Raw genomic sequence first — 22,120 nt, 5'->3', positions numbered from 1 at the left:
TTTGGATTTGTCAAACAGAAGTCCATAAGTTAAGTGGGGTGCAATGTTGAAAGTTTATTTAATGTATTTTGATACGGATATAATAAAATATGAGGCGAAGATTCTATATTTAAGTGATAATAATGAAACCATAGATAAAGAGATTAATACTATACTTCGTAAGCCCGAATTCAAAAAACAAGCGCACCTGACTGCACGCACGACAAATAGCCAGCTTTCTGACGTTTTTTTCAGAAAGCTGGCTATTATGCTGCTTTGATTTTGGCACATGTTGCTTGAATTTTAGCCGACCAAGGCATGTACTCTTGTAATAATTCAGGTTGCTGGTGAATTGGTAAATTCGGCAGTTCCGTTAAAAGCTTTACCAGGTATTGATAGAAATCAATTCCGTTTGCTTTTGCTGTTTCCGCTAAACTCAAACAAATCGCATTCGCTTTTGCACCCGCCTCACTTACAGAGAAGAGCCAATTTTTTCGACCGATTACCGTTGGACGAATCGCATTTTCTGCTGGGTTATTATCAATTTCGATCTGCCCATTATACAGGAAGGCTTTCAGCTCTTTTCTTCTATTCAACGTATACTCGGTTGCCGTAGCTAATGCATTTTTACCAAAGAACTGTGACTTTTCAAGCCAGCCAAAAAACTTACGAATAACCTTTCTTGCATATCGCCATCGCATTTTTTGTCGTTGCTTCGGTGGTAGTCCTTTGAATTTTTGTTCTAATACATAGAGTTTGTTGCAGTAAGCCAAGCCAATACGCCCATTCTTGCTTTCAACCTTTCCCCAATAGCGTCGAACGTGCGCCCAACAGTTAGCGAACGTAATGTTGGATAACTTATCATAGGCAGCGTAACCATCACAAATAACCGTGCCTTTAAAGTCAGCCAAATAGTTCTCCAATACCGTTCGACTTCTCGTTAATGCATGCTCAAATAGAATAACCACTGGCCCCTCTGTTGGAACGGATCGGAATACCCAGTTATACGCATTTGATTGTGGACGTTTTCCATCGGAACGATTTAATACTTTAGCAACCGTTTCATCAATATGAAGCAGTGTTTTGGCCGAAAGGACATTTTTCATTTCCTCGTAAATTGGCAATAGCCAATCTTCAGCTACACGAATGACCCAATTCGAAAGATTTTTATCATTCGTGATTAATCCTGCACGTGTCCACTCTTTGACTTGACGATAAAGCGGTAGATAAAGCGAGAATTTATCATAAATTACTTTTGCCAACACCGTTGGCCCTGCAATGCTACGAGGAATCGCCGCCGTTGGCGCTTTTCCGCGTTGAATAAACGAACTTTGCTCGTTATCTTTTTTACATTGCTTACACTCATAGGCATGCTCAATATGCTGCACGCGCACCAACTTAGCTGGAATAAATGTTGCTTCTTCCCGAGCAATTGTGGAGCCAATTTTTTGTAGTTGATTTTGGCAACAGTCACATTCGAGATTGGTTGGATGATGGTGAATTTCCTCTACTTCCACACCTTCTATGAATGAATCATTGCGCTTTTTCTTTTTATTTAAACGGGTCACTGTATAGGTTACAGTTTCCGTGCTTTGTTCTTCTGTTTGCTCAGAATCATTAAAAGATGGGTCATCCTCAAATAGCGAGACTTGCCCATCGGGTGCTTGGTATTTTGACTTCTCTGAGCGTGAACCATAAATCATTTTTGTTAATTGGCGAACTTGTTCAGATAAGTATTTATTTTGGGCGAACGATGCATCTAATTTTTTCGAAAGCTCTTGATTTTGTTGTTTCATAAAAGCGAGTTGTTCTTCTAATAACTGAATTATTTTTTCAGTTGCTTCTGCACTCATCTGATTCACCACATTTCCGTTCGAATAATATGAGGTTAATTATACCATTTGGAAGGTTAGGATTAAAAGGCACCTTTTGCAGATTTTAAAATCGCTTTTGGTTGTTGAAGAGATAAGCCTTCTAATAACCAACGCAATTCCTGTTGAGAGAGATTGCGCACTTCTTTTTCATTTTTCGGCCATTGTAATCGGCCACTGTCTAGCCTTTTATAAAGCAACGCAAAGCCATCCCCATCAAAATAAAGACACTTATAGCGGTCCTTACTTGTACCTGAAAATAAAAAAATCGAGTCACTAAAAGGATCGAGTTCAAATGAATCTTGAACGAGGGTCGCTAGACCATCAATCCCTTTACGCATGTCTGTTTTTCCACAGACAATATAAATATTTTGCACACGCGTAAAATCGTGCTTCATTTTTGAATCAGCTCCTTTATCACGGCTTGAATGATGCGCTCCTCTACACCATTGAAAAAGGAAATTTCAGCCGCAGCGGTTTTAATCACACAGCTTGGCCCAGCTGCATGTGGGAAAGAAGACATCGAAGATTGTTTGGTTGGCAGAGGATCCAGATAAACTGGCACAATTGTCGGTTGATTCGTTGGCATAAAAAAGCACCTCCTTAAATTGATACGTTTATCGTACCGGAGGTGCCAGGGTGTTTATATGCGTTATTTGATTGGGGGCTTACTATACTTCAATCAACTGGATACGATTTTTATGATTATAGTGATGAAATCACAATACTAGTTGATGATCAAGGTATGTTTAAACAGGGCAATCCGGTGTTTGAAGTAATAAGTTATTATGGAGACGTTGCACAGCTTGCAGGGCGTTTACTATTCGTACGTAATGTAGAAAACGAATTCAGCACAGATATCGGCAGCATTACCTATGAAGATATTTTTAAATTAAGGAATGAAATGAAAATCCAATTTGTCGGTTTTACAAAAGGAGTGAGCTAATGTTTTGTCCGAAATGTAAAGGAATTCAAGAGGTTATTAAAGTGCATGAAGGGAAAGATTTGTCGCAGCCGCGGTTATGTGATGTGCAGTGCTTAAACTGCGGACATATTGTGTATTATCAGGCGTATGATTTTGGGCTGTCTTTGAACATTGTTCCGGAAAAGACAAATTAAACGTAATTTTATATTTAAAATTGATAGTTCATATGTTTTCAACCATATGAACTATCAATAATTTGAATTTTATAAATTTTTCAAATAAATTGTTAAATCTTCAAATAATTCTTCGGGAAATTCTTCAGTCAGTAGGCAAGTTTTTTTCATAATTTCGAATCTAAGCATACGATTTGACAACTTATTAACACCTTCTGAAGAAGCTAAACGGTAACTATTGATTAATTTGAATAGATTTCTAATATGATCTGGTACATCCGTTTCAGAAATATCGTTTTTAAAGTTAACATAAGTATTTACAAATAAGTTAAAACGTTCTTTAAGTGTTGTATTTAATGGGATTTGATGTTCTTCTAAATAAAACATAAGACAAAATGTAGTATAAAGTTGAATTTTTTTATTTAAAAATTTTTCATTGGAAGGTTGCTTTAAGAATGTGATATTGTCTATAGCCTTTGAGATTAAATCTAATATAAGTTCTGTTTCTGGAAACTCATCTTTATAATCATCATAAGCTTGATTTAATCTTTTGGATGTAGTTTGGTCGAGTATACCTTCATCTGCTAAAAGGAGGATACTAGCACAGTATTCTACATCTTTCATTCTTTTGACATCCGAACTACTAAAGACGCCTATATCATCCCAAAAACCTTGACGAGATAAATCTAGGGCAACTTGTCCGAAAACTGTATTAAGACTATGTCTAATTTCTTGTTCATTTAATTTGTAATCAGTAATATTTAACCGATAAAACATATCTTTGATATCATCTTTAGAACAATTCCTGTCAATATCAACTATTGATAGTTTGTAAGACCAGAAAGATTTTTTTACTTCTATAGGAAGATTATCAAAATACAAATTTCCATAGTTATCGCTAATTTCATTTGAAATTAGTGCAGCTTTTTTCAAACAAAAAGCACCCGATAAAAATTCGACAATAGCATTAATACGCTGTTGACCATCAACTATGTGGGTAATAGTATCCCCAGTTTTATGGTCAATTTCTGAAGGCCAAAGAAAAATTTCCGGAATAACTAGATTTAATAAGATTGTTTCAATCAAACGAATATTATCTTTTTCTGTCCAAACTTTTCGGCGTTGATAACTGTCGTCTATTATGTACTCACCGACATTGAATTTTTTGTATATATCCCTTAACTCCATAGTGTTTCGTGTGAAAATAAACGCCATTATTGTCCTCCTAACTTAATTTCATCAAGGTTTTGTGTTACATACTCTAAAAAATCGTCCTCATTTCTATATATTCTGTAATTAATCTCATGTCTAAATTCAAAATTATTGCTAAGAAGTTTTTTTAGTTTTTTAGTACGAATATTCCAATTTCTTCTACAATTAGGAATCTCCTTAATATTTCTTTCACTAATATAACCTCTATATACTTCTCTAGAAATATATTTATATGAATAACTATGTAAAGGAGAATATGAGCTCCTAAACAAATCCCAGTAAAAATGATAAATTTCACTAGAAATGATTGCTATATCGATATCAGAAGGTTTTCCATCATCACTATCAATACGAAATGGTTGAAAGAGTTTTGAAGGATTTAAACTACATCCTATTTTGCCGCTTCCAACCATATATATTGCTCCATCTTTAAGATGTAAAAATTTTTTAATTTGCTTTTTTAACTCTAATTCAAGTAACAAAGCATTCTCTTTTTCGTGATGGAGAACCTCGCTGAAATACCAAATACCTTCGCTCAAAAAGTATTTATTAACGAATTCTGAACTAGTTAAATTATAGATATCTTGCTGTATTTTGGATATTGGTGTCAATTTAATATCACTCCGAAGTATAAGCTTTAACGATGCAATCTAATCAACTTATTGTAAATCTCTGTTGCGATGCCTTTGCTCATTAAATAAGGCACACCGTTACCTACTAATTTGAATTTTTTTGTAAGTGTTACATCTTCTTTTATTATATAGTTTATTGGTAATGATTGTAAACTAAGAGCTTCAGCTACAGATAACCTACGAGGTAGATAAGGATGTAGGTGTACTTCATTATTTCCATATGCAACTGTTGGAGAAAAACGCCAACGATGCAGCCGTTTAAAAGATTTTCTACTAATGTCCCCTTCACTTATAGATTTAAATTTATCAGAGTATGGAACAAAATAATCTTTAGCATTAGGATGATTCAAAACATTATTTTTTTCAAACCAATATTGAGCTGTCAATTCAGTGAGAATACCTGTCGGAGGTTGTAAAACTGAATTAGATTTATATGGATTGGTTGTTGGCCAAGGTAAATTAAACACGTTATCCAAATTGAAATTTTGGTTTTTTCCCCAGTTGAAATCACTTAGTAAGTGTTTAATCTGTTCATTATCATTAAATAATGATTTTTTGAAGCCTACTAGAAATATTCTTTCCCTATATTGAGGGACACCGTATTCTAATGAGTTTGCTAGATTTTCTAGTAAGACGTAACCTTTTCGTTTAAATGATTTTTTTAAACGTTCATATTCGATACGATGCTTTTTAGTTGCCCAAAGACCTTTAACATTTTCCAAAAGGAAAAAGTCAGGAGTATTTTCTAAAATAATTCGTTTATATAGAGTAGTTAGTTTACCATTATCCCCTTCAATACCAACGTTCTTTCCAGCAACTGAAAAGTCAGGACAAGGTGGTCCACCAATGAAACCAATTATATTGTTGTTTAATTTATCTTCTTCTATAAATTTTTTTATTTGCTGCTTTCCTGATCCTTTTAAAAAATCATGGATACTGCAATTATGATATCCGTGTTTAGGTTTAGATAAATTCATACTTTCCCTTGAATATTTGTAAATATCCATAAAATCTTTGTCGAATTCATTAACTAATACAATATCAAAACCAGATTTTTCGAAACCTAAGTCTAAGAAGCCGCCCCCTGAAAAAAAGGAATATATGTTAATTGACAATTTTGTTACCGCCTATTCTTCCGTACTATTCTTTTAAAAATACATTAACTGTAACATATTTTAACTGCACTTTAGTATCAAATAGTCTCGATTATAATATTTTTTGATATTCATTTATTTCTCCTCATGAAACGCTTCAACCATAAACTCAAACTGTCGCTGTTGACGATCCGTTAATTCGTTCTTCACATAACTATCAATCAATTTCTGCAAAATGACATACGTTTTACCTTCATCCATGAAAGAGCCTAGTAAATTGATTTCACTGTGAATGACAGTCGGTACTTTTAAGCTTTTTGTGCTGTTAGATTTCCCAACGCCAAGCTTTTTACGTGGTTGTGCAGGCTCCACTTTTGTCACTTCTTTTTCAACTGTGGCAGGTGCAACTGGTGCAGCAGGCTCATCTTGTTTTGCAGGTGACGTGTAGCCAAAATCCATATCGCTTTTTTTGACTGGAATCGAAGGCTGCATGATTGTCGGCTTTTTCTTTTTCTTAATTAATCCGCCTTTTTCATTACTCATATTTACCAGCCTCCTCAAACTGTGCGAGTTTTTGCTCGAGCTCGTCCACGACATCTAAAAACACCTGATGCGCTTTTTTATCGTGCATGTCGTTATTTGTAATGCCCGTTACATCCCAAGCTTTTAAACGTTCTAAATGCTTGATGACGTTTTCCATAACGTTATCTTCACCGAACATTTCTTTCGCACGCTCGATTGTCGACATGTCCACGCGCCCACCTGGACGAAGTAATACTGGTAACACGCCAGCTACCTGAATATCGGCATCGTAATTGTCGGCCATAAATTGTAGATATTTTACGTACGTTTCAGCACCCTCAAGTGACAGTTCCTGAGCTTGTAAAATGATCAAGACGTAATCAGCAGCCATCATCGCATTATCTGAGAAGTCACTGATTGTCGGTGGTACGTCGATAAAGATATAGTCGTAATCTTCACGAATCGGATCAAGCAGCTTCTTTAAATATGAAACTTGGTCAATTTCCTCTTTGACATGGGCATATAAAAATTTCGGGAAGTTTTTAAACGATACTTGTGCCGGAATCATATGAAGATTCTCTGTTACTTCCACGATACACTCTTTTAACGAGCCCTTCTGGAAGCCTTCAAAAATACTTGTATTAATCTCTGTTACCCCTGTCGAACGTGCAATCAGTGTACTCGCATTGCCTTGTGGGTCCATATCAACAAGCAGCACCTTTTTTTTACGGTCAAACGCTAGCTCCCAGCTCGCCATTACTGATACCTTCGTCTTGCCAACGCCACCTTTAAAGTTCCCAACCACGATTGTAATTGCCATCTTAACATCTCCTTAATAGATATATATATATTCGAACTTATCATTTAATAATTAAAGTATACCTTATAAAAAGATACTTTACAAAAATCTTCTTTGCAAATTTCTACTTATTAAATAAAGTGGTTTTATTTGACCAAAAAGAACTAATGTTCGTATAATTAGATAAAAAAGGAGGTAATTGAATTTATGAGTATTATTGGAACTATTTTTAGTGGCATAGGTAATCAATTAATTGGTAAAAGCGTGTTTTATACTATTCCTCAAATAGGATTATTACTATTAATTTATTATCTTATGATAAATGTATTTATTAATTTAGTAGCTGAGGGTTTTCCTGATATATGGGATGTGATTCCTCAATCAGTAATTAATTTTAACGAAGTTGTATTTAGTTACTTAGATCAATATATTCCTTTTTTGGGCATTATGGGACTTTTACTGATATTATCTGCTTTCAGTATATCTATAATTAAATTTTTACCTTTAATAGAAGGAAATAAAATTTTTAATCATTCGGATGCAGGTGCTTTCATTGGGAAATGGTTCATTTTATTATGGTTTGTTTATTATTTATATAATGAAGTAGGAAACTTATTTCCTTTATTATTTATTATCCTTTATTCATTAGTAAAGCTTATAAGATGTTTGCGAATAAGAGAATGGTTAAGAACTAAAGGTATAGAATTTAACTAAAATTATTTTGTAACACAAATGTAACATAAGCCAAACTTCCTCACAAAAGTGGAAAAGTAGAAATTTCCACTTTCGCGAGAATCGTATCTACTTAACAAAAGTAGAAATTTCTACTTTTGAAATAAAGTATTTATTCGTCCCCTTTCATGAAAATCCTTATGTAGTAAGGCATGAGAGGGGATTTTTATGTACATTTTAAAACGCGAAAAATCATTTCTACTTTGCAAAGGTGGAAAAGTGGAAATTTGCAATTTCTACCCAAAGCCAACTTTCTCGCAAAAGTAGAAAAGTAGAAAATTGCGAGGAAATACAATAGTATCAACGCTTTTTATGAATTTACAACCCTCTCATTTTATGTTTTATTTAGTAGTAATAAAGGTTTTAGGCAAAATAAAAAGCCATTCCGATTTGTCTTTGGCGGGACAAGGAATGACTTCAACAAAAATAACAACTAAACAAGTGAGCGTCCGAGCGGTTAGCTGGTAACTAACTTATCGTCGTTAATCTACAACAAAATGAGCTTTTGGTAGAAGCTTATTTGTCGCTTATAATTAGATTAAATAAATGGTGTGCTGGAAACACGCCATTTGTAAAACATATTACGCTAATTATAGCAATTGTAGACGTAATTTTCAATATATCTAAATTGAAAATTGGTTTCGTGCACCTTTTTTTAAGTGCGCTTTAAACGAGATAGCTGTGGACGCTCACTTTGAAGAAAGGAGAGCTATGTCCATGGCTATTTTTACGTTAGAAAAGCAGGAGATGGGGCAGCTATTTGATACGCTGCTACACACAGGGATTCATACGTATAAAAAGAAACATTCGAAAGCGAGCTTACCGGCACGTGTACAGGCTGATAAGAAGGAGCAGCCGACACGCCAAGGTGCTATCTTTGTTATGCGTCAAAAGGCTGACTTTACAGCAAATGGCGTAAAGGGCTATATCGTGACGTCGAAGGAAACGTTACTAGAGGACGCGCACACGCTGACACACTTCACACCCAACGTGTACCGTACGTTTGGTTATACGGATGATTCACGCCGTTTTATTTACGGTTTTGAGGAGCGTAACCTTCAGCAAATTAATACGTTTGTGGTTGATATTGATACGAAAAACTATAGCGTGAACGAGCTGCTAATGGCATGCATGGACGCCTCGATTGGTTTACCGACGTTTATTGTCGCATCTGATCGTGGTTATCAGCTGTATTTTGTACTGGAATCACCACTGTTTATTTCGAATAAAGAAAACTTCCGTGGCTTAAAAGTGGCCAAGCGCATTAGTGATAATTTAAAGCGTAGTTTGCAGTCGGTAGAAGCCGATTTATTTTGTAACGACTTTGGCTTTTTCCGTTTACCAACAGAAAAAAATGTCGTATATAAAGATTTCGATAATCAATATTCCATTGCGGCACTGATACAGTGGTCGATGCGTCAAGATGATGATATGCAGCGTCCTTTATTTGTGCTACCTACAAAGAAACATAAGCAGTCTGTCGTGCATACAGAGTGGTTTGATGCATTAGTTCATACAGTGAATATTAAAGGTAATAAAGGCGTGCTAGGGCGTAATAATACGCTGTTTACACTAGCGCTTATTTGCTATGCAGAAGGCTGGGATTTAGAGCGTACTGAGAACTTTTTAGATGAATTCAACTCACGCTTACAAGAACCTTTAAATGGTCAGGACTTATATACCATTTTACAGTCAGCGTATTCAGGCAAATATAGTGGTCCAAGCAAGGAATATGTAGAGGCGATACTGGCTTTACACGTGAAAAATGGGGCTGAATATACGGTGTCATTTGGCAGTCGTGCCTGGTACAAGTTTAAAAAGGAGCGAGAGGACCGTACACGTAGCCATTATGATGAGTGGGAAGAAGATATTATCAAATATATTACGGCTGAAAAAGCGTCTTCAGAGCCGTTTATTTGGCGTACACAAAAAGAGCTTTGTGAGGCAATCGGTATGGCGCAAAGTACATTAAATGAGGTGCTAAAGCGTTCTACGCAGCTCGTTAAAACGGTAACAGGGAAAGGTAGAGGTGCCAAAACAGGTTGGACAACAGTGAAGCTGTTTATTCAGTATGCAATGGAACTTATGAATACGGCAAGAGAGAAAAAAGCGACCTATCGCAAGCAGTTGATTCAAGTTATAAAGGAATGGACAGAGGAGTTAGAAATCATTGCCGGCTATGCGCCGTTAGTGAGCTATTTAGAAGCTCTATACTTTAAAGAAAGCCCATCCGTTACCGATGAACATCGTATTCGTGGCTCTAGTTAAATTAATACTCCAGTCTGCCTTACATATTTCTAATTGCGTGTGCTTTTAGATGTGCCTTAGAGGTTATATTTTATGAGTTATATATTCTTTTATGTTTGTAGGAGAGTAGAGCCCAGAGCGGGAGGCGTTCCACAGGCCAGCTTGCTGGGCGAGGACCTTCTATGTTTTAAAGGTCTTTAAATTTAGGATGATTAAAGAATTCTGGAATAGATATGTTAAGGGCTTTAATCATTTTGTGGATCGTGTCAATACGAGGATTTGTATTTTGTGTATGAAGTACGGAATCTACGGTTGATTGGGTTAATTCAGATCGCCTTGCTAGTTCAGAAACAGTTAAGTTTTGCTGTTGCATGAGTTCTTTGATATGGTCTCTAATTGTATTTGATAATAGTTGCATAGATAGGCTCCTTTAGTAACGTAACAAAAGTAGAAATTTCCACCTTTGTTACGTAGATTTATTAAATCGTTGTGGTCGTTTTTCTTTTACGAAGTTTGCAAAGAGTTGGAGTAATTCTTCTGTTTCTTCAATGGATAAATGGTGTGTATCAAAGTACTTGTCTAGTAAAGCGCCTTTTTGAATGAGTGTATGTGTACGTTCTTTACGGGTTTGTTGTTTTGTGAGCTTTGTGATTTCAAGTTCTAAGCGATTTTTTTCAGCAATTAGTTTGTGTAATGAATTAATCGTCATGTCTTTGTTCATGAGCTGTTTTTGGTGTGTTGTAATCTTGATAAAGTGTAACGAGTGTATCAATTAAGTCATCAAGCTGTGTTTTAGAAAGATCTTCATGTTGAATATTTAATTTCGTTAAGAGCTGGCGTCCGATATGTGCATTCATTTTCTCCTTTTCTTGGCGAATTTGTTCTTTCATTTCTTCCAGCTTATCAAGTTTTTTTCGAATGTCATTCATAGGTTGTGCTCCTCTCATTCTCGAATTCTATTTTAACAATATTAGAACATAAAAGAGAAAATAATTCAATTAAGAAGAGATTTATGATAAAATCTAAGTAACTAAGGGCGCACTTATACACCATCTGTTCGCTACGCTCTCATTTGGTGTATGTGCGAAAACAAGGTCACGCTTCACGTGAAAAATTCGCTAGCGCTCATGTGAAAAGAGGGATGCTTGATGGCAATTTATCATTTTAGTATGCAGGTCATTTCTAGAGGTAAAGGACAATCAGCAATCGCCAGTGCAGCTTATCGAAGTGGAGAACGATTATATAGTGAACGGTATGATAAGGTGAGTTCTTATCATCACCGTGATGTATTACCGGAAACGATGCTTTTAAAGCCCGTACATGCACCTGAATGGTGTTTAGATCGGGAAAGGTTATGGAATGAAGTTGAGAAGATTGAGAAGGCGAAAAATGCACAACTCGCACGTGAATTTACAGTTGCTTTGCCAGTAGAATTGTCAAAACAGCAACAAAGAGAATTACTGCGTCATTTTGTACAAGAGGTATTTGTAGATGAGGGCATGGTTGCAGATGTTGCTATTCATCGTGATGATGTTAAAAATCCACATGCTCATGTGATGTTAACGATGCGTCCATTTTTAGAAGATGGTTCTTGGGGAGCGAAGTCTCGAAAGGAATATATTGTTGATGAAAACGGAGAGGCTTTATTTACGGAAAGTGGGGCGAAAAAGTCTCGAAAAATTGATGTAAATGATTGGAACCGAAAAGAGAAATTGCAGCAGTGGCGTACAGCTTGGGCAGTCTATACGAATCAGCATTTATCGCTTGCCGGTGTTGGCATAGAAATTTCTGAGAAATCACACGCTGATTTAGGGTTGGAGCAGGAGCCGACGATTCATGAAGGGTATGTTGCAAGGAAGATGGAGCAAGAAGGGCGTTCTTCTGACCGAGTGGCGATTAATCATGAAGTGAAGGAACGCAATGAGAAGAAATTAGCGCTTCAGGATGTTGAGCAAAGATTAGAGCAGTTTGAAAAACATGAACTCATTTTAAAGGCATTATCGCCAGCTGAAAAACAGGAGCTTGGTCAGTTATCGAAAGTGTTGAAAATGTATGTGCAGCCTGAAACATTAGCAGATAAAAGAAGAATGCTTTATTTTTGGGATGTGAAGCTGCAAGTACAGCTTGATTTAGGGAATTTTAATGAGCAAAGCTATAAAGGTTTTGAAGCGCAGGAAAAAGCATTTAAACAGGCTGAGGAGCTATTTGAAAAGGAAGCCGACCGTTTGCTTCTTAAACACTATTCTACGCTTGATACGAGCACATGGACGCCTTTTGAAAAGCGTGAGGTATTAAATGGTACAGCTCGTTTTGGGAAAACTTTAAATGAGGCAGAAGTAAATGAGGTTTTAATGGACGCTCGGGCTGAGGAAGTTATTCGTCAGATTCAGTCAATTGTGAAGCAGCCGATTGCTACGGTTGTAGGAGCTGAGGAACGATTACAAAAAGTGCAGCAACAAACAGCAACTTTTATGCAACAGCATGGCATATCTCTGCAAAATAAAGCGACGATTGCAATTTTACCAGAGGCAGAACGCGCACAATTTGAAATGCAGTTAAAAGAATTGAAACGTTTGCAGCTAGCATTGAAGATTTTTGGAGCTTATTACGACGAACGGATTCATTTACGGATGCCAAGTTTGGATATTACGGATAAGTCGCTTGTGGAGCGTGAATGGCTTGTGACAGCGATGGATTATTACGGGGAAGCTTTTGTGAAGGAGCAGCTCGTAGATTTTCCACAAACACCACCGAAAAAGTACGAAAAAGAGCAGCTGCAATTAGTGGATCGTTATTTAACGCTTAAGCAAGCGTACGATATTGCGATTTTAAAAGGTGAACAGGTATCGCCTCAGGAGTTATTAGTATTGCAGAAGGAGTTAGAGGAACGATTTGTGAAAGACCTCAATCATCCTCGTTACCGAGCGTTTGTATTAAGTGATTGCATAGGCGAAGGTATTTTATCGGAAGAACAGGCAAACCGTCATTTAGCGGTTACGGTTGTGCAGACGAGGGACGGTGTTGTTCGTTACAATGATACGTTTGGTGGTAAGCAATTAAAAGTGTACGGCGCACCATTTTTATTTGAGCAATTCTTTAAAGGAAAAGCGATTGATCGGATTTTGGATGAGCTTGAATATGAGGAGTTTGAAAAGTTGCAGGCGCAGCGTCAGCGAATGAGGCAGCAATCGGAATCAAATCAAAAGAGAAAACGTTCCTAGTCTTGCCGACAAAACATACGCTAAGAATATGCAAGATTTTATGCAAGAAAGTGAACGATGCGTAATTTCATAAAAGTGCGTTCAACTATTGCTGCAAGTGGCTTTATCGGAATGTGTATAAAACCATGTATAAACAATGTTCCAAGTCAAAAGGCACAAACACTGGTAGTACAGCATTTGTGCCTCTTTACTATACGTCCAAACTTGCATTTGGGAACGTTATTAGATATATGTGTGTATATTTTATTCAACAAATTTAGTTTGATTGTTATTGATCATTTTACTTCACTTGTAAATTTAATTTATATGAGCGAATAAAATTTACTGCGTATTTTACTAAAAATATACCTAATACCCCACCAAGAATATTAAATAACAAATAGATAATATCCGTATTACCATTGTTTCTCATAACTACACCAGTCTCCCCAAATAAAAGACCAGAAAAGTAGATTACCGAACAACTTAAAATAACAATAGAAATTGCTTTTTTGTTACTTTTTAAATTGAAAAGGAGTAATAAGGAAATCCCAAACGGTACAAATAAAATAACATTATAAAATAAAGCTGAATAACTCCAAATAGAAATATTAAAGTGCATAGTATCAAATATTCCAAACCAGTCATTCGTTGAAATAAATCTGCTACTGTTGTCCGCTGGATTTTGAGGGAGCGTGAATCCACCAAATTTAATTTGAATTAAGCTTATTAAGTAAAAGATAAAGCTATAAAGAATAACTCGCTTTTTATTACTTTTTTTCACTTTTCTAAAATAGTCAAGAAATACATCAATAAAAATATATACTAGCAAAATTAGAAATCCTAAAGGAACAATATTGTAAAGAACGTATGTTGAATGCACAATTAACATCTCCCACTTTTTATAACATTTTACAATCCTCATTTTACTTAATTTTACATTATAAAACAAACGAGTTTTTCACGTTAATTGAAGTACAAACAATATTCCCAAAGCGTCCTTTGGTAACATTCATTGAGATTCTATTTATATTTTACCTTCATTCAGATAGAGTGAATTGAGCAGCCCTCTTTAAAATGATATCTCGCAGCGTCTCAGAGCGTTATTTTCTATTAAAAACAGCGACAAATACTGATTTAACAGTGCTGGTCGCTGTTTGAAATGTTACCAAGCTTTCATTTGGGAACGTTATTTTGTATGGATTTGTATACTCACACCTATTTTTCTGCTATGTATAATCGCATATAAAGATAACCATTTTCTATATTGTCCGATTGCTCAAAGCCTAAGCTACCCCAAAATTTTAGTGCGGTTTTATTTTCTAAATTAACTGGTAAGGAAATCCTACGTGCATTGAATTCTTTACACAAATATTCAATACAAAGCCTAGCGGCTACTGTTCCATAGCCTCTTTTTTGAAAACGGCTATCTATCATAAAATTTATGATTTGGGGGTTATTATCAACAATAGACATTGAAACAAAGCCTACCATCACATTATCAGCATAAATTGCAAAAGGGCGTGACTCCTCATAAAATACCCACGCTTCGGCTAATGAAAACTCCACAGAATCTACAAATTCCACACTTGTATCAGTTGTACGCAAATTTAAACATTCTTCATAATTGTCACTATTAATTTTTCTTAACTCTAGCAAAGCAATCTCACCTTTCAAATATAGTTATGACTTTTTAATATGTATAATTCAACTTTTGAAAAGTGGAATTAGCAAATAAATCTTAATACATTGAAATTTTATTGTTATAATTACGAGATACTCATAATTATAACAATAGTTCCCAAAGCGTCGTTTGGGAACATTATCCCCCTTAACGTTGTAAATCCGCATAAATCTGACGGGACCCCTATAAAGAAAATATTAGATTCATCTTCAGTTTAATTCTTTAATCATACTAATCTTCTAAAATGTTATCTTTTGAAATACTACTTTTAAATCCACATTCTGTACATTTCCATAAATATTTATGGTCATCAAAACCTTCTTGTGAATTTAAGTAAGCATTACATTTATCGCAATACCAATCGATATCTGGAAATCTTTCTCCCATTATTATTCCACCTAATCTTCATATATTTCATTCTTACAACGGCAATGTGGACAGATAACATATGCATATTCGTTATTCCCATCTTCCCATGCGTCTTTATATTCGCCACCTTATTGTAAAGGAATTCAAACGCATCATCTTATTGAATGTTGACTAGCTTATCTTTTTTACAGTTGCTACAACAACGTTTATCGCGAACTATTTTGTTTGTAACAAACAACTTGTTACATATTGCATTTACCTGTTGACGAGGTTTTATATTTAGCAATTCTGAAATACAATCATCACAATATAATTCCTTATTATTTTGAATTAATTGAAGTATGTTATCTTTATAATTCATATTCATCCCTCCCAATTAAAGAATTATTCTATGGTTTGTTTGTAATATTCCTCCATGTCAGGGGGCTCACCTAAAAATGTTTGGAGCATTTCTTGCTCAACATTGTAAATTCGTATTTTTATGACACTACCTCGAACAAAAAATTGAATGTCTTAGCTGATGGATTGAACGCTCCCTAAGTGTCATTGGGGAATTTTTGAAGTGCTTGTTGCACTAAAGCAGCAAGTTTACTTTAGTGCAATCCTTCACCATCTTTTTTACATCTAAAAAAGCTCACTCAAATGCCGCCGACTACGTGTTAAAAATATTTATCTCATTTTGATAGAAACCGGTTTGAGTTGAAAAAGACCAGAATTTTCATCATATTCTTCAACCGTAGCAATGATACGAATATTAAGACCTATTCCGAAAGTGTCAGGAATATTATCTCCTGTAAGATGCAAATCATAATAATTAACATCTTTAAATTGGAAATTAGGTCCCGAGAAAGTAGTTTCACTATAGTCTCCAGCAAAAATTAAATAATCAAATCTTGTTTTATTATTTCCGTGGTTATTCACATAAGCGGTATTCCCATCAAACTCAATGGTTCTTCCAGCATACTTCTGAGCAAATTCTTTAAAAAGAGGACTAGACTCGTCTTTTGTGCTAAGTATTTCTGCTAATTCTTTGTTGTTATCTACTGTTAAGATTTCTTCTTCTGTCTTTTCTGCACTTGAATTATCCTTTACCTCAGATTCTACTACACTCTCAGTTTCTTCTTTTTGGAATGTGTGATACTTAATAATGACTTCTGTATTCGCAGATACCCATGTATCTGGAGAATAATCAACATCGCCACCAACAGATACTTCTTCAACCTCACCATCTTTTGTTATCCACCCTGTGATTAAATCTTCCAGTTTTTCTGTTTTAATATTTGTGAAACCTTTTTCTTCAAAATCATTAATAACATCTTGATAATTTCTACCTTCTTGGATGCTTGAACCTGACGGGGTTTTTGCTTCACCTTCATGTTTATTTGAATCTCCGCCACATCCGGCTAATGCAATAACAAAAATACAAGCAATAAGCGCACTTACTAGTTTCTTCATTTTTGACTATCCTCCAATTACCATATTTATCACACATTTAATATTGTATTAATTCACCTTTTAATAATAATGATGAATTAACATGAAAATGAAGCTATAAAGTACAAATGCAATTAACCTAACTATAAAGTTTAGAGTTTGCTATATTCCAATTATTTCAAAATTATATAATTTAGACAATACCTTATATTCCGGATGATGATTCGGTTGTTGAATAATAGTTAACCAACGCTATTCAACTAATTCCCGTTAGCCATCCATGAAGCGAAAAAATCACCACTTCACCACAGAGAATAAAAGATTCTTACGTTCTTTCATGGGAGTTGAATAAAAAAAGTCCACAAAGCGGAAGTCTTTTTAATTTAATGTTGTAAATCCGCATTTTTCTGACGTTTCCCCTTTCAGAAAGAAGTATAAGGAAAATCTCTAGCATATTTTAAACTAGAGGTTTTCTTTATCTGACTTTCTTTTATCGTATTTGTCTTTGAGGTAATAGCCACATTTATATAGACAATATCCAATCGTTAAACAAACTATAATGATTACCACTTTTGCCTTTTGTCTACGTGGTCTGTAATATACATAATCGTCATATCCATACAATTGTTTTAACGATACATATTTTCCATATCTCCAAACATTTCTTTTAGGATCGTTATCGCCCCAAGCATAAAAGTATTCATTAAATGCTTTTGATAATTTAGAAATAATCCTCCCATTGTTTTTTTTCGACATTATATCAGGCTCCTACTATATGATTTTAGTTTCAATACGATTAAATTGGGAAAAGGTTTCGAATTTTTATTCTAATAGTAGAAATGTCGACTGCTTACTTTCTTTCACTTACTGTTTGTTGAATAAAAAAGTCCCCAAATTTGAAATGGTGTTGTGCTTAACGTTGTAATACGCATTTTTCTGACGGACCTCATATTGGGCAGTGTATTTAAAAAAATAGGTGCATCCATAATCGCGGATGCACCTATTTCTTCTACTGAATTATTTTTTCTCTAATTTATCTAACAAAATTTCGGCACCCTTTGGCGAAAGGGTGATGTTATTAAACAATGTGAAGTTTTCAGGCGTAATTTCCCCAGTCACAATGCACGCAGCATTGGAAACAAACTTTCGTAAAATGATTTCCTCACCATCAACGAAGATTTCAACAGGGTCCTTCTCGTTAATTTCAAGTGTTCTTCGTAGTTCTCTTGGTATAACAATACGTCCTAATTCATCGACTTTTCGAACGATGCCAGTTGATTTCATATACGAGTCCTCCTAATTTTTACTTCTTATTCTCATTATTTTTCAAAAGCTCTTCTAAGCGAGTTTCATATGTGCCACGAATGCGATTGTTTTCAGCTTGTAAGTCTTGAATACGGACATTGTAGCTATCCAGCTGGGTCTGCAATTTCTCCTGGTATTCACGTTCAGCTTTCACGGTAGCACGCTCTAAGGCAAGTTCATGGCGTTCCTGGAGTAGCGCAGTGGCTTGTTCGGATTGTGTTTTTTCATCAGTTAATGCCTTTTCAAGCTCGGCTGCTTTAGCTTCATTTGTTTTGGCTTCATTTGACGCAGTCGTTAGGGCTTCTTCTAATTTCTGTTTTTCAGAAGCTGCAGATGTTAAGAGGGCTTCCTTTTCTTTGGCAAACGCAGCCTTTAACTGTTCGTTTTCCTCGGCAAAAGCTTGATATTTTGCGACTAAGCCGCTTAATGTATCGTTTTTTTCCTTGTATTCGGCAATAAGCGCTTGATTGTTTTCGAGTGTTGTTTCGTTTGCTTTTAGCTTCTCTTTTAGCTCATGTTCTTGTTCTTGTAATGCGAGGAGCGCTTTATCTTTGGCAGTGATTTCTTCTTTAAATTGTAAAAATTGTAGTTGGAAGTCGCTAATCATCGCTTCTTTGAGGTCTAATTTATCGCTAATGTCTTTTACGGCGTGGTCCTTCAGGTAAACGGAACGCTGGATCATGTTGGCGATGAGCTCATAGATGCGTGTTGTATGATGCTCAAGCTCGGTTAAATCCTGTGTGTAGTCACTGGCGCCTTGCTTGATCGCGTTGATTTCGTAGAGTGCGACCGCTTTTTCGAACCATTCCTTGGTGCTGACACCACTAGATTCGATGACCATCTTTGCTTTTTCGTACATTTCTTCGCTTACTTTGACTCCGAATGTTTTATCAGCCATTTATAACTTATGGAATCGGAAAATTCAAATATTTGGTATATTCTTAGTCTAGGGAAAAACGCTTTCTACTTCTATTTATTTTTCGTTAAAGTTTACAAAAATTGAAAAAATGTGAACATTTTCATTGGAAAAGGACTAAAACGATGCAAAAACGGTGGTTTTTGTAAACAAAAGCGCCATTTCTGCAAATTGTGTATAGAGGCTCCTTTTCTTATACTGAGGCTACAAACTAAAGGGAGGGCTATTCGATGCTAAAACAATTAATTGAAAATGGTGAAAAAATCTACGGGGACCTATGCCAGGCGAAAAAGGGAGATGAATTGGAACGAAAAACATGGGTTGCGACAAGCCTCATGTATATAGAGGATTATCTGGTGGATTCAAGTGTGGGTAGAGTGGTGCTGGAATACGATTTATTTGATCAATCACTAACGAAAGAAAATGCCATTATCATTCTCGCAGCTCTAAAATCAGATTTATCGATTCAGGAATTAAAGCAAAAGTATAATCAATAAATTGACCGGGTGAATTAAAAATCAATCTATTTCCTTACAAAAACGCTTCCTAAAGTAAAGGAAGCGTTTTAACGTTTGTCATTCATTCCACTACCCGCTCATGGTACCTATGAAGTGCCTGCTTTAATTGTTCAGGGAAATGCTCTTCTATATAGGCTGCGATGTATTGCTTTTTCTCGATTTCGATTTGCGTAGAATAGAAAAGTTTTCGGAAGAATTGCCGTCCTTTTGTGGTCGCATATTGTGTAAGGGCTTCACTTTCAAGGCGCTTTAACACGGTTTGCTCGATATGTTTTTCTCGAATTTTGACGGCGATGTCTTCTTTATTCGATTGGAGGATCCCCTCTACCTTTTCGGTTAATTCCTGATTTAGCTGTGCTAGCTGTTCCGTTTTTGATTGAAGCTTTTCAATTTTTTGCGAAGATTCGGAAGGAAGAGCCTTTATTTTTTGATGAAGAAACGCTTCGTTTAAAGTGAGTTTCATTTCCTCGGTTTGTTCATCTTGCTCGATATGAAATAAGCCGGTCTGCATGATTTGTGCGAGGGCGTGGCTCATTGCTTGTAGTTTCTGCTCAACGTCATTTGGTGCAGTGATTTCAGTTGAGGCAGCTGGTACTTGTTTAATGATATGGCCATCTTCGTTGATGCGTAATAGTCGCTTCAAGCCTTTTACCCGATATTCCTCTTTTAATAGTAGAATCATGCGTAGTTTCAGTATTGCCAGAAAGTCCAATCGAATGAGGGTTGCGGTCGTTGGATTCGATGCTTGTCCATCAAAGAGGTATTCTTCAAATGGCTTGATGTAATAACGAAGCTGGGCGTCCGTAACATCAAACCAGCTCGCGATTTCTGGTGTTGAGTAGTATTTCTTTTCAATCAATCCCTGTAGATAAGGCTCTGATAAAAAGAGCTGCTCGGTAGGGGTTTCCTTGATTACTTGAAATAGTGGATCATTCATCAGCACTTCCTGTATACGCTTCTCTATTGAAATCGTTTGTTCCATACGCGATTCACTCCTATTCTGCGCTAAAATTTCCGATATTTTTCTTTTCTATGCTACTTTATTTCTCGGGAAATTTATTCTTCTCTATCTTTTTCTATTCTATTTTAGGTGAGTTTATGCTAGTTTTTTGGGAAATAGGGCGCAGAAAAGGAGCTTTTAAACGAATCGAGATGGACTATTGGTTGACGAATCAAATTTGGATGCGTCTGAGGAGACTATGATTTTTTTGAGTTAACTTTAAAATGCTTATATTACAATGGTTAACCGGTTAACTAATTGGAATAATTTATTTATAGATAAGGAAAAGGTTTGGACGTGGTTCTTTTTATATTGGCTTTCTTCATATCTATACTTCCACGCAATTTCATTTATTTATAGTGACAAACTTGCTCTACATTTTTATATAATATAAAGCGTTTTAATGACAATACCTTTACAACTGTAACAAAAATGTCAGTTTCTTTAAATTACACTACATATCCGCTTATGGCCTTGGAGAACGGGAAAATACGGTTATTAAAGGTACGAAAGTAGGTGATAGCGCTGATTACAGAACGTTGGTTAAGTAGTAAGCGAGCGACTGAATTTGTACATGACAGGCAAGTGGGGGTGAGTGAGCCAGTGAAGGGGCAACCACTTTCACAGATTCGTAAGCAACTTGCAGAGGAAGAAGTGGCTTCTTCTGTCGAGGTGAAGCCGTTTGTTTTACGGCAGCATTTTTTACAACAAGGTAATGTAGTAGATGCTAACCGTGTCGAGCAAGTAGATGTAACGACGATTCGTGTGAAAGGCGGGCGTATTGTGAATGAAGTGTCCTTTGCCGGAGCCAGTTTTTTAGAAGGATTCCTGAGCGTATACGGCATTGAATTAGAGCGAGCTGTTCGGCGCTATGAGGAAAAGCTTCAGTTATTTGAAACGCTAAATCATGAACGAAAGCAGCGTGCCATTTTTATTGGACGATTAAAGCATGGGGAGCTAGAGCAACTGTCCCCTTCATTTGAAACCGAGAAGCAAGCGAAAATACAGTTAGAGGCAATGAAACAAGTAGAAAAGGAGCGTGCGCTAGAGCCATCTTTAGAGGTGGAGCGTGATGAATAATAGAGAAATGAATAGTGAAAGTAGGTTTGCGTATGACAAATAACACGAAAGCAACGAGCTTAGTATTGGTAGCAGCTTTGGCCATTGTCGTTTGTTATTTCATAACACCCGAAATCGTTTTTGCCTCAGCTGGACAAGTCCAAGCTAAGCTCACAAATGCAGCCAATGTCGTTAAAGGTATTTTAACAGCGCTTGTGGTCTTAGTCGGAATTTGTGCAGCTTTATTTATTATTATTAAGCGCATGCCGTCAGCAGATGATCCGCATGAGAAGAACGAGGTATTTAAAAGTGTCGGGCGTGTATGTGCACTCGTTGCTTTAGCAGCAGCGATTATTTGGTTACTACCCTGGGTATATTCATTATTTACGTAAGTAGATATTTAATAAGTAGAAAAAACTACTTAACAAAAGTAGAAATTTCTACTTTTG

Annotated in this window: 27 protein-coding genes; 7 read left to right on the top strand and 20 right to left on the bottom strand. The window is 35.9% G+C overall.

From position 1 onward, the window contains the following. Window positions 1–245: 245 nt before the first annotated feature. From tnpC to MKX47_RS20910, 3 genes are all read right to left on the bottom strand, one after another. Window positions 246–1,832: an IS66 family transposase gene (tnpC, locus tag MKX47_RS20920; RefSeq protein ID WP_340770614.1), complete on the bottom strand. Its 1,587-nt coding sequence runs from the start codon at window positions 1,830–1,832 to the stop codon at window positions 246–248. Window positions 1,833–1,894: 62 nt separating this feature from the next. Further along, a complete protein-coding gene (gene tnpB / locus MKX47_RS20915) occupies window positions 1,895–2,248 on the bottom strand; it encodes an IS66 family insertion sequence element accessory protein TnpB (protein WP_340770612.1) in 354 nt (117 codons plus the stop codon). Beyond that, window positions 2,245–2,439 (bottom strand): hypothetical protein, encoded by a 195-nt coding sequence (locus tag MKX47_RS20910; protein WP_340770610.1) that lies wholly within the window; start codon window positions 2,437–2,439, stop codon window positions 2,245–2,247. The genes tnpB and MKX47_RS20910 overlap by 4 nt, the downstream gene beginning before the upstream one ends. A gap of 42 nt (window positions 2,440–2,481) precedes the next feature. Between MKX47_RS20910 and MKX47_RS20905 the strand changes: the two genes are divergently transcribed. After that, entirely contained in the window at window positions 2,482–2,796 is a 315-nt protein-coding gene (locus MKX47_RS20905) for a hypothetical protein (protein ID WP_340778335.1), read from the top strand. Between the two features lie 242 nt (window positions 2,797–3,038). On the opposite strand, the gene MKX47_RS20900 is transcribed toward MKX47_RS20905, so the two are convergent. From MKX47_RS20900 to MKX47_RS20880, 5 genes are all read right to left on the bottom strand, one after another. Continuing rightward, window positions 3,039–4,163 (bottom strand): DUF262 domain-containing protein, encoded by a 1,125-nt coding sequence (locus tag MKX47_RS20900; protein WP_340778333.1) that lies wholly within the window; start codon window positions 4,161–4,163, stop codon window positions 3,039–3,041. Next, entirely contained in the window at window positions 4,163–4,771 is a 609-nt protein-coding gene (locus MKX47_RS20895; RefSeq protein WP_340778331.1) for a hypothetical protein, read from the bottom strand. Before MKX47_RS20895 ends, MKX47_RS20900 begins: the two co-directional genes overlap by 1 nt. A 26-nt stretch (window positions 4,772–4,797) precedes the next feature. Next, window positions 4,798–5,907, bottom strand: a complete 1,110-nt coding sequence (locus tag MKX47_RS20890) for a DNA cytosine methyltransferase (protein ID WP_340778328.1) — start codon at window positions 5,905–5,907, stop codon at window positions 4,798–4,800. A gap of 114 nt (window positions 5,908–6,021) precedes the next feature. After that, window positions 6,022–6,429: a hypothetical protein gene (locus MKX47_RS20885; protein ID WP_340778325.1), complete on the bottom strand. Its 408-nt coding sequence runs from the start codon at window positions 6,427–6,429 to the stop codon at window positions 6,022–6,024. Further along, complete coding sequence (locus tag MKX47_RS20880; protein ID WP_340778323.1) at window positions 6,422–7,228, bottom strand: ParA family protein; 807 nt, start codon at window positions 7,226–7,228, stop codon at window positions 6,422–6,424. Before MKX47_RS20880 ends, MKX47_RS20885 begins: the two co-directional genes overlap by 8 nt. A gap of 186 nt (window positions 7,229–7,414) precedes the next feature. On the opposite strand from MKX47_RS20880, the gene MKX47_RS20875 reads away from it, so the two are divergent. After that, a complete protein-coding gene (locus tag MKX47_RS20875; RefSeq protein ID WP_340778321.1) occupies window positions 7,415–7,921 on the top strand; it encodes a hypothetical protein in 507 nt (168 codons plus the stop codon). A 735-nt stretch (window positions 7,922–8,656) separates the two neighbouring features. After that, on the top strand, window positions 8,657–10,207 hold the full coding sequence (locus tag MKX47_RS20870) for a primase C-terminal domain-containing protein (protein ID WP_340778318.1): 1,551 nt from the start codon (window positions 8,657–8,659) through the stop codon (window positions 10,205–10,207). A 166-nt stretch (window positions 10,208–10,373) separates the two neighbouring features. Here the strand turns inward: MKX47_RS20870 and MKX47_RS20865 are convergent, their stop codons facing one another. Genes MKX47_RS20865 through MKX47_RS20855 form a run of 3 tightly spaced genes read right to left on the bottom strand, consistent with a single transcriptional unit; the run spans window position 10,374 to window position 11,115 of the window. After that, window positions 10,374–10,604 carry a helix-turn-helix domain-containing protein gene (locus MKX47_RS20865; protein ID WP_340778315.1) on the bottom strand — a complete coding sequence of 77 codons (231 nt, stop codon included), beginning with the start codon at window positions 10,602–10,604 and terminating at the stop codon, window positions 10,374–10,376. Between the two features lie 48 nt (window positions 10,605–10,652). Next, window positions 10,653–10,895: a hypothetical protein gene (locus MKX47_RS20860; RefSeq protein ID WP_340778314.1), complete on the bottom strand. Its 243-nt coding sequence runs from the start codon at window positions 10,893–10,895 to the stop codon at window positions 10,653–10,655. Beyond that, window positions 10,885–11,115 carry a hypothetical protein gene (locus MKX47_RS20855; RefSeq protein ID WP_340778312.1) on the bottom strand — a complete coding sequence of 77 codons (231 nt, stop codon included), beginning with the start codon at window positions 11,113–11,115 and terminating at the stop codon, window positions 10,885–10,887. Before MKX47_RS20855 ends, MKX47_RS20860 begins: the two co-directional genes overlap by 11 nt. A 219-nt stretch (window positions 11,116–11,334) precedes the next feature. On the opposite strand from MKX47_RS20855, the gene mobQ reads away from it, so the two are divergent. Further along, window positions 11,335–13,407, top strand: coding sequence for a MobQ family relaxase (gene mobQ, locus MKX47_RS20850; protein ID WP_340778309.1), 2,073 nt, complete (start codon window positions 11,335–11,337; stop codon window positions 13,405–13,407). 280 nt (window positions 13,408–13,687) lie between these two features. Here mobQ and MKX47_RS20845 read toward each other — a convergent pair whose 3' ends face one another. The 8 genes from MKX47_RS20845 to MKX47_RS20810 all read right to left on the bottom strand — a co-directional run bounded on the left by MKX47_RS20845 (window position 13,688) and on the right by MKX47_RS20810 (window position 19,076). Then, on the bottom strand, window positions 13,688–14,278 hold the full coding sequence (locus MKX47_RS20845) for a hypothetical protein (protein WP_340778306.1): 591 nt from the start codon (window positions 14,276–14,278) through the stop codon (window positions 13,688–13,690). A gap of 326 nt (window positions 14,279–14,604) precedes the next feature. Then, on the bottom strand, window positions 14,605–15,045 hold the full coding sequence (locus MKX47_RS20840; protein WP_340778304.1) for a GNAT family N-acetyltransferase: 441 nt from the start codon (window positions 15,043–15,045) through the stop codon (window positions 14,605–14,607). Window positions 15,046–15,301: 256 nt separating this feature from the next. Continuing rightward, window positions 15,302–15,457: a Sec23/Sec24 zinc finger-containing protein gene (locus MKX47_RS20835; RefSeq protein ID WP_340778301.1), complete on the bottom strand. Its 156-nt coding sequence runs from the start codon at window positions 15,455–15,457 to the stop codon at window positions 15,302–15,304. Window positions 15,458–15,596: 139 nt separating this feature from the next. After that, complete coding sequence (locus MKX47_RS20830; protein WP_340778298.1) at window positions 15,597–15,800, bottom strand: hypothetical protein; 204 nt, start codon at window positions 15,798–15,800, stop codon at window positions 15,597–15,599. Window positions 15,801–16,108: 308 nt separating this feature from the next. Beyond that, entirely contained in the window at window positions 16,109–16,894 is a 786-nt protein-coding gene (locus MKX47_RS20825; protein WP_340778295.1) for a DUF4839 domain-containing protein, read from the bottom strand. 441 nt (window positions 16,895–17,335) lie between these two features. Continuing rightward, a complete protein-coding gene (locus tag MKX47_RS20820) occupies window positions 17,336–17,629 on the bottom strand; it encodes a hypothetical protein (protein ID WP_340778292.1) in 294 nt (97 codons plus the stop codon). A gap of 261 nt (window positions 17,630–17,890) precedes the next feature. After that, on the bottom strand, window positions 17,891–18,157 hold the full coding sequence (locus MKX47_RS20815; protein WP_340778290.1) for an AbrB/MazE/SpoVT family DNA-binding domain-containing protein: 267 nt from the start codon (window positions 18,155–18,157) through the stop codon (window positions 17,891–17,893). Window positions 18,158–18,176: 19 nt separating this feature from the next. Further along, complete coding sequence (locus MKX47_RS20810; RefSeq protein ID WP_340778287.1) at window positions 18,177–19,076, bottom strand: hypothetical protein; 900 nt, start codon at window positions 19,074–19,076, stop codon at window positions 18,177–18,179. 248 nt (window positions 19,077–19,324) lie between these two features. Between MKX47_RS20810 and MKX47_RS20805 the strand changes: the two genes are divergently transcribed. Further along, window positions 19,325–19,591 carry a hypothetical protein gene (locus MKX47_RS20805; protein WP_340778284.1) on the top strand — a complete coding sequence of 89 codons (267 nt, stop codon included), beginning with the start codon at window positions 19,325–19,327 and terminating at the stop codon, window positions 19,589–19,591. Between the two features lie 82 nt (window positions 19,592–19,673). On the opposite strand, the gene MKX47_RS20800 is transcribed toward MKX47_RS20805, so the two are convergent. Continuing rightward, window positions 19,674–20,594: a DNA primase gene (locus MKX47_RS20800; protein WP_340778282.1), complete on the bottom strand. Its 921-nt coding sequence runs from the start codon at window positions 20,592–20,594 to the stop codon at window positions 19,674–19,676. A 534-nt stretch (window positions 20,595–21,128) separates the two neighbouring features. Between MKX47_RS20800 and MKX47_RS20795 the strand changes: the two genes are divergently transcribed. Beyond that, the gene (locus tag MKX47_RS20795) at window positions 21,129–21,692 is read left to right on the top strand and encodes a hypothetical protein (RefSeq protein WP_340778280.1); all 564 of its coding nucleotides are present in this window, start codon (window positions 21,129–21,131) and stop codon (window positions 21,690–21,692) included. Window positions 21,693–21,724: 32 nt separating this feature from the next. Then, window positions 21,725–22,063: a CagC family type IV secretion system protein gene (locus MKX47_RS20790; protein ID WP_340778278.1), complete on the top strand. Its 339-nt coding sequence runs from the start codon at window positions 21,725–21,727 to the stop codon at window positions 22,061–22,063. Window positions 22,064–22,120: the final 57 nt, after the last annotated feature.

Source organism: Solibacillus sp. FSL R7-0668, from assembly GCF_038006205.1.
Taxonomy (GTDB): Bacteria; Bacillota; Bacilli; order Bacillales_A; family Planococcaceae; genus Solibacillus.
The sequence above is the reverse complement of the archived record's forward strand: the minus strand, read 5'-3'. Positions and strand labels throughout refer to the sequence as shown.